Genomic DNA, 15,518 nt, shown 5'->3' with positions numbered 1-15,518 from the left:
GTTTATTTTAAATCGAGTTTTACGTTTGTTATTAAACGTGCTACGGGATATCGATTGTGCGTTTTTTCGTAATAATCAGAATTTTTATATACAAAATCAAGCTGAGCCGCCGCATTCTTTGCAAATGCCTCGTCAGAAGTCTTCTTTTCTTCGAGTTTAACCTTTAATTCCGGATTCTTTTTAAGTATTTCTGCGGCTGTATCTTCAAATACATAAGCAGAATAATGTTCTTTCATGTCCAGTATGGAATCAAAAAAGTTCCAGTTAAAGAAAGAATCCGTGGCCTGAGGCTCTAATGTTTCTACGATATACCGGTTAACGGCCTGATTTGCATAAACAACATAATCTCCTGCGTAGTACTGCAAATTTTGCTGTACAGGATTTACTTTCACAGCAGAATGCACGTAATGTCCTTCGTAAGGCCTGCTCATGGTTTTAAAATCGCTGATATAATAACTTTCTACAGAAATTTTGACATCCGATTTTAGCTCTTCCAATTTAACTCCATTAAGTTTTAATAAAGTTATAACCTTATCCCATGCTTTAGGAATTATATAGGCAACCGGCTTTTTAACAGTTGTTGCAGGCTCAAATTTGTTCCACTCTTTAATTATTTTCGTGTATGGTTTATTTCTATCATAAAATAACCGCCCTGCTCCGCTTACCACACTTGGCTTTTGTCCGGATTCAAAACCTTTAAAAGTTAAATCATTTACCTCATTTTTATTTAATTTCCATTCCAAAGGAAACTCTTCCTGGGTGGCAACAAATTCATCTGCTTTCTGCTTATTTTCTCCGATAATCTTTGCATCGCGTTCTACCAAATCAATATACGTTTGCAATAATTTATAGGTGGCATCAACACGCAGATCATACGATTTTAACATATGCGTTTCGGGCATAAAGCCAATCGTGTTGTGTAAAGTCGTGTAGCCGGTAGAATAGCGGGGAGATTCAATAAAACCTGTTATTCCACCTTCGGGTGTTTCATTTACAGCGTTTACGTATGGAATCATCGGATAACCAAGCTTCTCCATGCCTTTATACAAATCTGGTACAAGTATTTCAGTAAGATAACCAGAAAGTATTGAATTTAGTTTATCCCTTTGAGTTGGAATTAAAGTCATTACGTACTGGTAATCGGCTCCATTACTGGTGTGGGTATCTACAAATATTTCGGGTTTCCAGGTATTAAATATCAGTTGAAAAGCAGCTGAGTTTTTAGAATCTGTTTTTATAAAATCCCGGTTTAAATCGAGGTTTTTGCTATTTCCTCTAAAACCATAAGCTACAGGTCCATTTTGATTGGCTCTTGATGTTCCTGTACGGTTAAAACTGCCATCTATATTATAAACGGGGATTATGCAAATAACGACATCCTTTGGAAGTTTATCCGCTTTCAGCAAGTCGCGGGCAAGCATCATAGACGCGTCAATGCCTTCAGGTTCACCCGGATGGATTCCGTTATTAATCAGTAAAATGCGTTTATTGCTTTTGCGGATAGCAACCGGATCAAATATTTTATCTTTTGATAATACAAGTAAGTGCAGCGGCTTTCCAAAATCGGTATTTCCGTAGGTTAAAAGTTTTGCCTGCGTTGAGGTTTTAACAAGGGCTTCGTAGTAACTTATTGCTTCGGCATAAGTTGTGGTTTCTGTTTTATGACTGCGTTCATAAGGAGTTTGCTGTGCCATTGTATTCAGTGTTAATGAAATTAGCCAAAGCACGAAGAGTTTTCTCATGCAATAAATATGATGTTTTAATGATTTCTTATAATGATTTGCGATAAGCCTTAACGTTTCCGAAGAAATATTTAACACCTACGCTGTATACAGTATAGGTATCAGGATCGAAATTTTTAAATTGGGTTACCGGGTCATTATAACCATCTAATCCTTCGCCAAAAGTAAAGCTGCTTTGTGCATTCACATTAATTGCATAACGCACATATCCATAACCGTCATTGATAAAAAAATTAATACCCAGATTGAGCGGTACCCAAAGGTTTAAACTTTTATCTTTTCCGGGAAAAGGCCCATAACCGGGATCAAATGCAGCCCAGGATGGTTTATACCTTACAATGTAAGTCATATTATTGTTAACAACCCCGATACCAATACCCGCATACAAACCTTTAAGGGCATTCAAAGTTTTGCTTTGCTCATAGTCTACAAACTCTCCAAGCATCGCTTTTCCACTAATGGCAACCGAACTGTACTTATTCACAAATTGCCTGTTGTGTGGATCGGTAACAATACTTCCGCCTTTTAATTCTCCGTATTGGGCCTCGATGCCTCCGGTTACAAAAGGTGTAAAATGATAATCAATTGTACCATACACAGTATAGTCCCAGCCCCCCTTATAAACGTCGGTTTTTGTATGGTTTATGCCACCACCAATACCAGCCGACCACTTAAAGTAGTTAGATTGGGCCCACGAAAATTGAATTGAACATAAAAGCACAATTGCCAGGGATGTAATTTTCAGGTGTTTATCAAACATATCTTTTTTTAACAAAAATAATATGTTTATTCAATATCTATAACTTTTACCTTTGATTTATGAGTATATATGAAAATTTTAACAATTCAATAGAGGCCAGATTTATTAAATACGCTAAAATTGATACCCAATCTGACCCTGATTCTGCAAGTTGTCCTTCAACTTTAAAACAAAAAAATCTTGGAACTGTGCTTGTACAGGAGCTTTTGGAAATGGGCATTACTGATGCTCATATGGATGAAAATGGTTATGTGTATGCCACAATACCGGCCACTTCAAAAAAAAATGTTCCCGTAATCTGTTTTTGCTCACACATGGATACTTCTCCGGATTGTAGCGGAGAAAACGTAAAGCCAATTATTCATACCAATTATCAGGGAGAGGATCTGATCCTACCTGATGATCAATCCATCATTATAAAACTCGAAGAACATAAAGATTTAAAAGATCAGCTTGGAAATGATATTATAACCGCAAGCGGAACAACCTTACTTGGTGCAGATAACAAAGCCGGTGTAGCCGAAATTATGGAAGCCGCTAATTTTCTGGTTAAAAACCCTGAGGTAAAACACGGAACGATTAAAATTCTTTTCACCCCGGACGAAGAAATCGGACGTGGGGTAGATAAAGCTGATTTAAAAAAGCTGGCTGCAGATTTTGCCTATACCATCGATGGTGAAACTTTAGGATCAATAGAAGATGAAACCTTTTCGGCTGATGGTGCAACCTTAGTTGTTAATGGTGTAAGTACCCATCCGGGTTTTGCAAAAGGGAAAATGGAAAGCGCAATTAAAATTCTCGCTGAAATTTTAGATAGCTTGCCTAAAGATCATCTAAGTCCTGAAACAACCCATAAGAAAGAAGGATTTATTCACCCGGTTGGAATAAAAGGACAGGTAGAACAGGGTGAGGCACAATTTATAATCCGTGATTTTACTGATGAAAAATTAGCTGAACATGGCCGCTTTTTAGAAGAAACTATTAAAAAGGTAATGATAAAATACCCGGGCTCTACCTACCAGCTTAACATTAAGGCCCAATACAGAAACATGAAGCAAATATTGGATCAGCACCCTAAAATTGTTCAGTATGGAATTGAAGCTATTGAAAGAGCCGGGATAGTTGCAAAACCACAAAGTATCCGGGGTGGTACAGATGGTTCAAGGCTTTCTTACATGGGTTTACCCTGTCCTAATATATTTGCCGGCGAGCATGCTTTTCACAGTAAACAAGAATGGGTAAGTGTTCAGGATATGGAAAAAGCCATTCAAACCATTATTAATATCGCTTGTATTTGGGAAGAAAACAGTTAATTGTTATAAATTAAGTTTTTAGCTGTCAAAATGATGGTGGCTAAAAACTTTCGTTTAATAAGAAGCTTGTCCAATATCAAGGCGGCTGATTTTTCCTTCCTTATTAAATTTAAACTTAAAATAGGTTTTAAAATCCCCCCACTGATCTGAATGAAAGTGACCATAAACATCAAGGCCATTGTTTTCAACTTTATCAATACTGGTAAAACGTTCGTGTCCAAGCGCCTTTTTAAAGAAATTATTAAACTGCATTTGGTTTCCATCGTCATATAAAATTGCATCTGCAGCACATAAAGCAAACCAACTTTTACTTTCGCCTTTTTGCAAAGCAACAACTGCCGCTTTTACTTTTGTATTTGATAATTTAGTTAAGTCTAAGGCCATCTGATTTTTACCCGGTTTAATTTGTGCCTGTGTTGTGAGCGATAATGTAATAAAAAAACAAAATAACAGTCTGCCCATTAGCTTATGTTTTTCGAAAACGGATGCTGTAAATAAATAATTACTAAAGACAGCAGCAGAAAAGGCAACTCTATTGCTACTCCTTTTAAGCGATCGGCAGCAGATGCCGATGTTTCGTTCAGATGAAAACAAATAATCAGTAAGATTCCTGTGGCAGTAATAAAATTTCCCCATAAAAAGGTTTGAGGAAATAAAACCAGTATGGCTCCTATTATGGTAAAACAACCGATAATTGATAGTCCGGTTTTGCCAATATTCCATTTACCAAACATTTCTGTCATTTCGGGTTTTCCCGAAACCATTGCCCAGCCCTGTTTTACGCCCATGTAAAGTGCAAAAAGGATTAATATTGAACTTAAAATTTTTACAGCCATTATTTGTTTTTCTAAGCGTGGGTACCTCTCAAATTTAATAAAAAAGTTTTTTTTAAGCTCATCTTATTTACTACTTTTAAAATGCGATGATAACCTTAGAAAACGATTATTTAAAAGTTAGCCTGGCCGCCAAAGGCGCCGAACTACAAAGTCTGTTCAGTAAAGAAACTAAAATTGAATATTTATGGAATGCCGACCCGAAATACTGGGCAAAACATAGTCCGGTATTATTCCCAATTGTTGGTGCTTTAAAAGACGAAAGTTTTATTTATAAAGGCAAAAACTACCATTTACCCCGTCATGGTTTTGCCAGAGATCAGGTATTTAGTGCTCAAAAAATAAGCGAAACCGAGGCTATTTTTACCTTATCACAAACGAAAGATACCTTAAAAATTTATCCTTTTCATTTCAACTTAAAACTTAAATACCAAATTATAGACCAGAAATTAAACCTGACCTATGAAGTAATTAATACAGGAACCGATGACCTGTTGTTTTCTTTAGGAGCACATCCGGCATTTGCAGTGCCTAACACACCTGATACCGTTTACGAAGATTACTACCTGGCTTTTAACAGTGATGAAAAATTAACATACTGGAAACTGGATGGCGGTTTAGTAGCAAATGAAACAGATAGTATTGAGCTTGGAGGACATAAGTTAAATTTAAAACATAATTTATTTTATAATGATGCCCTGGTTTTCAAAACCATGCAGAGCAATTGCATTAGCCTTTTAAATACTAAAAATGAATTTGGTTTACATTTTCATTTTGAAGATTTTCCTTTTTTCGGCATTTGGGCTACTCCTGATGCTCCTTTTGTTTGTTTAGAGCCCTGGTGTGGTGTTGCGGATGGCGTAAATCATATTCAGCAACTGGAATATAAAGAAGGAATTAACAGATTGGAAAAGGGTGAAACCTGGACCAGATTTTGGGAAGCCGAGTGTTTTTAACAACCCCTGGTTCTGCTTTTTCTTTTAGAATACATTAGATATTCTGGCAGATAAATCCTTAATTTGCGGCCACCCCTATCAAAATCGACCTAAGCAAAGATCAGGTTTTCGAGAAAAAAATCAATCGGGACCTAATGTAATAGGAGTCCGTAATGACTTTATAGATTAAAGGAATCTACATTCATAAAACAAGGGCGTAACCAGCATAAAACACTGCAATTAAGCGATTTAAGCATAAAACAATTATCAAGTTATTTTATTATTTATACCCTGTTTGAGTTGCGATTTAGCTATCAGAAAGGCTTTTTGGCACAGGCTTTGAATAAGGGTATACATATTAAAATACCTAATTATGAAAAAGACAGTTAAAATTTTAAGTCTATTTTTAATCGTTTTAACGGTTATGATTTCCTGCAAAAAAGATACTGACCCTGCTGACAAAGATTTCTTCGTTGGTACTTACAAAGGTTCTGTATCTTACAATAAAAGTGGTCAAAGTATCACCAGTTCTGACGGTAGAGTTACGGTTAGTAAGATAGGTGAAACATACAGTTTTTACTTTGGAAATAATATCCCTGACATTACAGGTGTTAAATTTGAAAAATCAGGAGATAACAACTATGTAAGTGTTGGATCAGGATTAACCGGGATTACAATTAATGCAAGTTCATTAAAAATGTTAGTGAACAAGGATGGTGCAACCTGGACCGCAGATTGCAGCAGATAATAATTAAAGAAAAAGGCTTGCCAAAATGGTAAGCCTTTTTTATGTTCCAATATAGAGATTATAATCTCGCTCTCTTCTTTTTATATGGATCACCTGCTTTCTTATAAGCGGGTTTTTGCTGAGGTAGTTCTTCGCTAATTTTAACAGTTAATGTATTTCCCTTAAAAGTTTCGCCATTTAAATTGTCGATAATATTATTTGCTGCAGCTAGGTCAATAACTTCTAAAAATGCAAAACCTTTACATCTGCCGGTGGCCCTATCCCGTACAACTTTTATAGTATCTATTTGTCCATAAATGCTAACGTGAATGGCCAGGTCCATTTCTTGAATATTATCCGGGAGCCCCCCGATAAAAAGTTTGGTCATAAATAAATATTTTGAGCGTTTAATACCAGCTTATTTCTTCTAAATGCCTTTTTAACGAAAACTTTTAGAAATTAGTATGTTAAATAAAATCGTTTATCAAGTGAAAACTAAGCTTTTTATTGTTTAAGCAGGCAAGATACCAGTTTTTTTAAAAAAATTGATTAAAAAGGGCCTCTAATCTGTTTTAAGTTTGTTTTTCAACATGAAAATAAAAAACCCATTAACTAATAAGTAATGGGTTTTTTATTTTATTTGTGGTCCCGACGAGAATCGAACTCATATCTAAAGTTTAGGAAACTTCTATTCTATCCGTTGAACTACGGGACCATTCGTGATTATCTAATCACACTACCTTCTTCAAATTTTTGAGTTGGTGCCACAAAAGTAAGTTTTCCTTCCGAATTTTCGGCCATCAAAATCATTCCCTGTGATAAAATTCCTTTAATTTCCCGCGGTGCTAAATTAACGATAATACTTACCTGCGTTCCTATAATATCTTCCGGTTTATAATGCTCAGCGATACCCGATACCACCGTACGTTCATCAATACCTGTATTAACGGTTAATTTTAACAGTTTTTTAGTTTTTTCAACCTTTTCTGCAGCTACAATTGTTGCCACACGAATATCCATAGCAGTAAAATCGTCAAACTGAATATTTTCCTTTGCAGGAATGGCCTCAACATTGGCGGCGCTATTATTGGCCTTACTTTGGTTTAACTTCTCAATCTGGAAATCTATTGCTGCATCTTCAATCTTATCAAATAACAATTCACCTTCTCCAATTTCATGCCCGCGTTTTAATAAGTTTACAGAGCCGGCATCTTCCCATGTATGACCACCATTTCTAAGCATCTTCATTAATTTTTCTGCAGTAAATGGTAAAAATGGTTCTATTAATATCTGAATATTTGCAGCAATCTGCAAAGCAATATTTAAAATTGTACGGACGCGATCTTCATCGGTTTTAATTACTTTCCAGGGCTCTGTTTCTGCCAGATATTTATTGCCTAAACGGGCAACATTCATCACTTCTGAAAGCGCTTCTCTAAACCGATAGTTTTCAATTGAGGCTGAAATTTTTGCAGGATAAGTGGCCAAATCATCTATTACAGCCTGATCTTCCGGCAATATTTCCATAACGGTTGGCACTGCTCCGTTAAAATATTTATGGGTAAGCACAACTACACGGTTTACAAAATTACCCAAAATCGCAACCAGTTCATTGTTATTTCTGGCCTGAAAATCTTTCCAGGTAAAGTCATTATCTTTTGTTTCAGGAGCCGTTGCTGTTAATACATAACGTAAAACATCTTGTTTGCCTTCAAATTCTCTCAAATATTCATTAAGCCATACCGCCCAGTTTTTTGAGGTTGATATTTTTTGGCCTTCGAGATTTAAAAACTCATTTGCCGGAACGTTATCTGCTAAGATGTAATCACCATGTGCCATTAACATTGCAGGGAAAATGATACAGTGGAAAACAATATTGTCTTTTCCAATAAAGTGAACCAACTTAGTATCTTCATCTTTCCAGTATTCTTCCCACCCACATTTATCAGTTTCTACATTACTGATGTAATATTCTTCTGCTTTAGGATTCCAAACATCCAGTTTTGCATAATCGCAAAGCTCCTTCGTTGCAGAAATGTAACCAATAGGTGCATCAAACCAAACATAAAGAACTTTTCCTTCTGCTCCACGCACCGGAACCCGGATTCCCCAGTCTAAATCACGTGTCATGGCTCTGGGTTGTAAGCCGGCATTTAACCAGCTTTGGCATTGACCATAAACATTTGGACGCCATTCTTTATGACTTTCAATATATGCTCTTAAACGGTCTTCATATTTATCTAATGGTAGAAACCAGTTTTTAGTCTCCTTTAATATCGGTTGATCGCCAGATAAAGTAGATTTTGGATTGATTAAATCTGTAGCGTTCAACGTAGAACCACAGTTTTCACACTGATCGCCATAAGCATTTTCATTACCGCATTTCGGACAGGTTCCTGTAATGTACCGGTCTGCTAAAAATTGTTTGGCGCTTTCATCATAGTATTGCTCCGTAACTTCTTCCTCAAAAACTCCCTTTTTGTAAAGTGTTTCGAAGAAATCAGATGCTGTATGATGATGGGTCAAAGAAGAAGTACGATGGTAAATGTCAAATGACACGCCAAATTCTTTAAAAGAATCGCCAATAATCTTGTGATACTTATCTACAATTTCTTGTGGACTAACGCCTTCTCTTTTTGCTTTCAAAGTAATAGGTACTCCGTTTTCGTCAGAGCCGCAAACAAACTTCACATCTCTTTTATTGGAGCGTAAATAGCGGGCATAAATATCTGCAGGGATATAAACGCCTGCTAAATGGCCAATATGTACCGGTCCATTGGTGTATGGAAGCGCTGCGGTTACGGTATATCTTTTTATTTTACTATTATCCAAAACATTTTTTATTAATTTGGCAAAGATAAGTGTTTTGAACATGATAAAGCAGCCCCCATATTTAAAAAAAGGAGATAAAATCGCTATTGTTTGCCCGGCGAAGAAATTACCTAAATCTATTGATTTTGGAATTAAGGTTTTAACCGACTGGGGATTAGAAGTGATATCCGGCAAAAGTGTACAGGCAAGTCACCACCAATTTGCGGGTAGTGATCAATTACGTACAGCAGATTTACAAGAATTTTTGGATGATCCATCTATTAAAGCTATCATTGCTGGCAGGGGAGGTTACGGAACCATCCGCATTATTGATCACCTGGATTTTACGAAATTTGAGCAAAATCCAAAATGGATTGTTGGTTTTAGTGACATTACAATACTATTATCCCATCTTTTTGCCACACAAAACAGTCAGTCCATTCATGGTCAAATGCCCTATACTTTTGAGGATGCGACGGCACTATCGTTACTATCCTTAAAAAAGGCTTTATTTGGTGAAAGACAGGAATATCAATATAAAAGTGACTTTAAAAACAGAGCAGGTGCATGTGAAGGCATTTTAATAGGCGGAAATCTTACCCTGCTTACCATGATGCAGGGATCTGAGTCAGAAATGGATTACAATAATAAAGTCCTGTTTCTGGAAGATGTTGGTGAGCACGAATATTCTATAGACAGAATGCTCAGGATGCTAAAAAGAGCCGGAAAACTGAAAAATTTAAAGGGATTAATTATCGGTGCTTTTAATGAAATTGAAGAAGAAAAAATATCATTTGGGCAAACAGCAGACCAGGTGATCTGGGAAATTGTGAAGGAATATGATTATCCGGTATGCTTTAATTTTCCAACAGGGCACATAGATAATAACCTGAGCATGGTTTTAGGTGCAAATGTTAAATTAGAAATAGAAGCAAACAACGTTAGATTTAAATATTTATAAAATGGCAATTTTCGAGTCTTTAGGTAGATACCGCAATACTGGCTTACTTTTGATCCGCCTTGGATTAGGTATAATGTTTATTATTCATGGTTTTCCAAAGTTAGCGGGAGGAATAAAAGGATGGGAAGGCCTTGGTGGAAGCATGAAATTAATCGGTATTGATTTTTTACCTGTTTTCTGGGGATTTATGGCAGCAGCAACAGAAACCTTTGGTGGGTTCTTATTAATTGTAGGCTTATTTTTCAGACCAGCCTGTTTATTGTTAATTTTTACCATGATTATAGCTGCTCTGGTCCACTTTTCGAAAGGAGATGGAGTATCAGGAGCTTCTCACGCAATAGAATTGGGAATTGTATTTATAGGCTTAATTTTTATCGGCCCTGGAAAATACAGTGCAGATAAAAAGTAAATACTTTATTAAAGAATAAGCCCATCTGATCAATGATCAGATGGGCTTATTTTTATTTTATAATTTTCTAATTACGGGTTTTGACCACCTGGGCCGATTGCCGGGTTGGCATCTATCTCAGCTTGAGGAATAGCCCATTGCCACTCCGGACCACCTGCCGGCACACTTAAAACTCCTGATAAAGCAATTGTAGCATTACCACCAGTTCTATCCAGAGGTAAATTTTGACGTTTCAAATCAAAGAATCTAAATCCTTCACCCCATAATTCTATACGGCGTTGAATTAGAATTTCATTTAGCAAAGCTGTTCCTGTATTTGTTGTTAAAACATAATTAGGATTTCTGTTTTTAGCTAACGTAAACAAAACATTTTGAGCTGTGGTGGTCTCAGCAGCAGCACCAGCGATTCCTAGTCTGGCACGAGCTTCTGCTTCAATTAAAAACATTTCACCTACACGCATATTTACAACATCACCAACACTGGTTGATCCAGCATTTCTGAATTTTCCTTGTTTGTAACTTGCAGTAGCATTAGAAACCACTCCTACAGGCTGGTTATAGGCTAAAAAGGTTGGGCTATTTCCGGTAGGGTCCCAAAGTGCCTTTCTAACATCTGTCGCTGCAATTTGATTATAAAGCACAGAATTCATTCTTTTAGGAACGGTTCTATTTGCTGTTGAGTTAAAGGTTCCTAAATAAGCAAAAAATGAATAAAAATAGGTCGTCTGATCTTCCTGTTGTCTGCTTCCCCACATCCATTCCTGATTATCATAGCTATTAAATCCACCTAAATATTCTGCATTTGTCATTAAGTTTAGTCCCGTCCTTGCTTCAAGTGCATTTTGAGCAGCAACGGCCCATTTACCTTGAGTAAGTGCAATTCTAGCTTTAATACCTTTAGCAACGTTAATATTGAAATGAGATTTGTTTGGTCTTGCAGTAGCACCACTAAAACTAGCAATTGCAGCGTCTATATCAGCATTAATCTGAGTATAAACTTCTTCAACAGAAGCTCTTGGTTTACCAGAACTTCCTTCTACTTTCGAAGTGATGATTAGTGGTACACCAGGTTGGGTATTATTTCCTGCGGCATCATAACGTTTTCCAAAAACCTGCACTAATACAAAATGAGCCCAGGCTCTATAAGTTAGTGCTTCTCCTTTTATTGCTTTTTTATCTGCAGCACTTCCTTCCGCATTATCAATATTATCAATGATTTGATTTGCATTAGCAATAATCCTGTAATAAAATGTATATATAAATGAGTTATTTAAATTGGACGCACTTCTATGTGTAACCCATTTATGAACACCATAAGCTGTTGTACTTACCGTATTCACAATATCATCACCCATATAATCAATATTAAGGTTTACAGCACCCTGTCCACCTTCTTCTTGTCTGGAATATTGAATATATAGAGATCTGTGAATACCATTTAAAGCAGCCATTGCATTTGTGGTTGTAGCAAACACATCTTTATAAGCTACTGCATCTGTTGGGTTGGTTTGCAGATAATCTTTTTTACAAGCCCCCATTGTTAGTACCAAAACTAATAATGGAATATATAATTTATTTATTTTTTTCATGATTGAAATGTATTAAAATGAAGCATTTAAACCTAAACTAAGAATACGTGTTGGCGTATAATTATTTGTGTTTACTCCTGTAAAGCTTTCTGAAGGATCTAAACCTTTACGTTTTGACACAAGGAATAGATTTTCTCCAGAAGCATAAACACTAACCTTACTTAATCCAACTTTTTTAATAAAAGCTGATGGTAAGTTATATGCTAAAGTTGCTGATCTCATATTTAGATATGATGCGTCAATTAAAAATCTTGTAGACGTTGCATTATTAAATGTTGAACGGCCCACATCAAGTCTTGGTATACCCGATGGATCGCCAACTTGTTGCCATGATTTTAATGCATCAATATGTAAAGCACCACCATATCCGCTATAAGACATTAAAGACTGGTAGGTTGCATCGTATGCTTTTCCTCCAACCTGGTAGTTCATTATTACAGATAAAGAGAAAGCCTTGTATGTAAAATTATTGGTTACACTACCAAAGAATTTAGGAATAGATGATCCTGAATATGCATAGAGTGCATTGTTTGGATTAATCGTATATTGTTGCCCGTTAATTGTTCTGGTATCTGCTGCACTTCCCGGACTTAATGGGTTGATTAGGTAGTAACCTTCACCATCTGTAGGGTCAACTCCAGCCCACTGACGTAACCAATATTCATATCTTGATCTGTCAACAGCTAATTGTTTAGTTCCATCGATGATTGTTGGTGTTTCTTCAGGCATTTTAGTGATTTTATTTCTCACCAATGACCAGTTTATATCCATACCCCATTTAAAGTTTTGTGTCTTAACAATATCTCCACCCAGATTAATTTCGATCCCTTTATTCCACATTTTACCAATGTTTTTAGGATATGTACCTGTTCCACTACCTATACCCAAACCTGTTGAAAGAGGAAGGGGTACGTTGAATAATAAATCTTTAGATTGTTTATTGAAAAGTTCTATTGAACCATGTAGTCTGTTTTTAAATAAACCAAATTCCACCGCTGCATCAATTTGAGTTTGAGTTTCCCAGGTAATATTTGCATTGGCAAGACTTTGTAATAAAATTCCTGGTTCAGCAGCATTATTATAATCCAGGCTATAAAGAGCTCTATCTAAATTAAAACCTGTTAAACCATCGTTACCTAACGAACCGTAAGATGACCTTAGTTTCAAATAGTTAATCCAGGTTTTATCTTTCAGGAAGTTTTCTTCACTAATTAACCACGCTGCACTAGCTGAATAAAAATTACCCCATTGTTTGCCTGGACCCCATTTAGATGATCCGTCACGACGAAATGATCCGGTTAAGAAATATTTCGAATCGTAATCATAATTTAATCTGGCAAAAACCGCTTCTTTTCTATAATCTCTTAAGTACGAGCTTAAATCGGTAGTTGTAGTGAAATTAATTAATTCCGAATTTCCGTCAACTACTTGTGTATTACGGGCTCCTGTTAAATATTTGTAGGTATAATCATAATTGTTATGACCCAGCAATGCTGAGAAACTATTTTTACCCACTTTTTTGTTGTAGTTCAATAATTGCTCAATAGTATAAGTTGTAGTTGTTGTAGATGTATTTCTCGCTCTTCCTCCTGGTGCACCATCACCAACAATTTTATTCTGGTAGTCTGCAAATGAATAGTTCGAAATATCAACACCTAAGTTTTGAGTAAACTTAAAGTCTTTTAAAAATGTGATTTCACCATACGTTCTCGCACTCAATACATTTCTTTTAATTTGAGTTGAGTTTAAAAGTGTTTCTTCCAAAATATGTCTACCTGCATATGCACCAGAAGGACGGTTAGGGATTCCTAACGTACCTAAAAGGTTACCTGTATCATAAATTTTTTCACCTTTTAAGTCTAACAAGTACTCACCAGTAGTTTGGTTATGTGCATATAAAGGATAGATTGGCCCCATATATCTCGAAAAGTTAAATGGATTAACAATACTACCACTACCATCGGCATCAGCCTGGTTAGATTTAGTAATATTTGCATTAAGGTTTAATCCTGTTTTAAACCATGTAAGTGGTTTTGTATTTATACTTACACGACCATTAATTCTATTGAAATCAGATCTAATCACATAACCTTTCTCTTTTAAATAACCCAGGGAAGCATAGAAATCAGATTTTTCAGTAGCACCACTATATGACATTGAATAATCACTTCTTTGTCCGGTTCTTTCTAAAGGAGATCTCCAGTCTAAATCATCAGCATATAATAATGATGCGTTTGGATTCATCAAACCATCTGTTCCTACAATAGCATTATTTGCAACGTTGAATGGATTATTTCCCAATAAAGCTTTAATTCCATTAGTTGCAGTAGTGTTTGCAGCTGCTAAAGAAACTCCTGTACCAGTAACAGGGTAAACTAGGCTATTGCGATATGCCTGCCAGGCTAAAGGATAGTATTCGTAAGCACCAACAGTTTCATATTCAGGAATCCCACGAGAAGTAATCCCCTGAATAATTCTAAAATTTAACTGCTCCTTACCTTGTCTACCTTTTTTCGTTGTAATCAAAATTACACCATTACCCGCACTAGAACCATATAATGCAGATGATGCAGCATCTTTTAACAAGGAAATGCTTTCAATATCATCTACACTAATATTACTGATATCTCCAGAGTACTGAATACCATCAACAACATATAACGGATCATTTGAGGCAGATATTGATCCAAATCCACGAACACGGATAGTTGGTCCGGAACCTGGCTGACCACTTCCCGCATTTACCTGAACACCAGGGGCGGCGCCAGCTAAAACACTGTTTAAATTAGTAACAGGCCTTTTAGCTATTTCTTCAGATCCTACAGAAGATATAGAACCCGTATTTTTACCCTTGGTTGTGGTTCCGTAAGCTTGGGTAATAACAACGTCCTGTAAGCTTTTAGCGTCAACATCTAAGCCTATTTTAATTGCATTAGCTGAAGTAAGGTTCACTGTTTTTGTTGCATAGCCAATAAATGAAAATTGGACACTTTTAACCGCAGATGAAACTCTAAGACTAAATTTACCATCATTTCCGGTCACAGCTACAGCTTGTGATCCAACGGCTTTTACACTAACTCCTGGAAGAGGGGATGAATCTTCCGTGGATGTTACTGTTCCTGTAATTATTCGTTCCTGAGCCATTGTAGTTGAAGCAAATAGCAAGAATACGAACAAACTTTGTAGAAGTTTTTTCATAAATTATTAAATTAGTTGTAATGATTAATCAGCTAATATAATGTTTAGTATTTCGTAATACAAATTTTACGAATGGTTTTTAACAACACCCTTAATCCAATAATAATTTTGATGTATAGAATTTCACTTCATCTTTCAAATAAAACTATTCAGCGATCTTAGTACATTAAATCAGGAATCAACGAAGCTACTTTACTATATCCTATACAAGTATATATTAATGCAGAAAAACATCCAAAA

Annotated in this window: 13 protein-coding genes and 1 tRNA gene; 5 read left to right on the top strand and 9 right to left on the bottom strand. The window is 36.0% G+C overall.

From position 1 onward, the window contains the following. Nucleotides 1-2 precede the first annotated feature (2 nt). Together O0955_RS04655 and O0955_RS04650 are read right to left on the bottom strand one after the other, a co-directional pair. Entirely contained in the window at nucleotides 3-1,742 is a 1,740-nt protein-coding gene (locus tag O0955_RS04655) for a M14 family metallopeptidase (protein WP_269426356.1), read from the bottom strand. 28 nt (nucleotides 1,743-1,770) lie between these two features. Then, entirely contained in the window at nucleotides 1,771-2,502 is a 732-nt protein-coding gene (locus O0955_RS04650) for a hypothetical protein (protein WP_269426355.1), read from the bottom strand. A 59-nt stretch (nucleotides 2,503-2,561) separates the two neighbouring features. Here O0955_RS04650 and pepT point away from each other — a divergent pair, with 59 nt between their 5' ends. Further along, entirely contained in the window at nucleotides 2,562-3,815 is a 1,254-nt protein-coding gene (gene pepT, locus O0955_RS04645; protein ID WP_269426354.1) for a peptidase T, read from the top strand. Between the two features lie 54 nt (nucleotides 3,816-3,869). On the opposite strand, the gene O0955_RS04640 is transcribed toward pepT, so the two are convergent. After that, nucleotides 3,870-4,277, bottom strand: coding sequence for a hypothetical protein (locus O0955_RS04640; RefSeq protein ID WP_269426353.1), 408 nt, complete (start codon nucleotides 4,275-4,277; stop codon nucleotides 3,870-3,872). Then, complete coding sequence (locus O0955_RS04635; RefSeq protein WP_269426352.1) at nucleotides 4,277-4,651, bottom strand: hypothetical protein; 375 nt, start codon at nucleotides 4,649-4,651, stop codon at nucleotides 4,277-4,279. The genes O0955_RS04640 and O0955_RS04635 overlap by 1 nt, the downstream gene beginning before the upstream one ends. Nucleotides 4,652-4,737: 86 nt before the next feature. Between O0955_RS04635 and O0955_RS04630 the strand changes: the two genes are divergently transcribed. Together O0955_RS04630 and O0955_RS04625 are read left to right on the top strand one after the other, a co-directional pair. Next, entirely contained in the window at nucleotides 4,738-5,604 is an 867-nt protein-coding gene (locus tag O0955_RS04630) for an aldose 1-epimerase family protein (RefSeq protein WP_269426351.1), read from the top strand. A 352-nt stretch (nucleotides 5,605-5,956) separates the two neighbouring features. Beyond that, the gene (locus O0955_RS04625) at nucleotides 5,957-6,331 is read left to right on the top strand and encodes a hypothetical protein (protein WP_269426350.1); all 375 of its coding nucleotides are present in this window, start codon (nucleotides 5,957-5,959) and stop codon (nucleotides 6,329-6,331) included. 58 nt (nucleotides 6,332-6,389) lie between these two features. Here the strand turns inward: O0955_RS04625 and O0955_RS04620 are convergent, their stop codons facing one another. The 3 genes from O0955_RS04620 to metG form a co-directional block, all read right to left on the bottom strand. Then, nucleotides 6,390-6,698 carry an RNA recognition motif domain-containing protein gene (locus tag O0955_RS04620; protein ID WP_269426349.1) on the bottom strand — a complete coding sequence of 103 codons (309 nt, stop codon included), beginning with the start codon at nucleotides 6,696-6,698 and terminating at the stop codon, nucleotides 6,390-6,392. A gap of 255 nt (nucleotides 6,699-6,953) precedes the next feature. Next, nucleotides 6,954-7,025, bottom strand: a tRNA-Arg gene (locus O0955_RS04615). Between the two features lie 8 nt (nucleotides 7,026-7,033). Beyond that, nucleotides 7,034-9,184: a methionine--tRNA ligase gene (metG, locus tag O0955_RS04610; RefSeq protein ID WP_269426348.1), complete on the bottom strand. Its 2,151-nt coding sequence runs from the start codon at nucleotides 9,182-9,184 to the stop codon at nucleotides 7,034-7,036. Between metG and O0955_RS04605 the strand changes: the two genes are divergently transcribed. Both O0955_RS04605 and O0955_RS04600 read left to right on the top strand, forming a co-directional pair. Then, entirely contained in the window at nucleotides 9,183-10,082 is a 900-nt protein-coding gene (locus tag O0955_RS04605; RefSeq protein ID WP_269426347.1) for a S66 peptidase family protein, read from the top strand. The two genes, metG and O0955_RS04605, sit on opposite strands and share 2 nt — an antisense overlap. A gap of 1 nt (nucleotide 10,083) precedes the next feature. After that, nucleotides 10,084-10,491 carry a DoxX family protein gene (locus O0955_RS04600; protein WP_269426346.1) on the top strand — a complete coding sequence of 136 codons (408 nt, stop codon included), beginning with the start codon at nucleotides 10,084-10,086 and terminating at the stop codon, nucleotides 10,489-10,491. A gap of 71 nt (nucleotides 10,492-10,562) precedes the next feature. Here the strand turns inward: O0955_RS04600 and O0955_RS04595 are convergent, their stop codons facing one another. Continuing rightward, the gene (locus O0955_RS04595) at nucleotides 10,563-12,080 is read right to left on the bottom strand and encodes a RagB/SusD family nutrient uptake outer membrane protein (RefSeq protein ID WP_269426345.1); all 1,518 of its coding nucleotides are present in this window, start codon (nucleotides 12,078-12,080) and stop codon (nucleotides 10,563-10,565) included. A gap of 12 nt (nucleotides 12,081-12,092) precedes the next feature. Continuing rightward, nucleotides 12,093-15,278, bottom strand: a complete 3,186-nt coding sequence (locus tag O0955_RS04590; RefSeq protein ID WP_269426344.1) for a SusC/RagA family TonB-linked outer membrane protein — start codon at nucleotides 15,276-15,278, stop codon at nucleotides 12,093-12,095. Between the last annotated feature and the right edge of the window lie 240 nt (nucleotides 15,279-15,518).

Source organism: Pedobacter punctiformis (assembly GCF_027213715.1).
Taxonomy (GTDB): domain Bacteria; phylum Bacteroidota; class Bacteroidia; order Sphingobacteriales; family Sphingobacteriaceae; genus Pedobacter; species Pedobacter punctiformis.
This window is presented reverse-complemented; position numbering and strand designations above follow the sequence as displayed.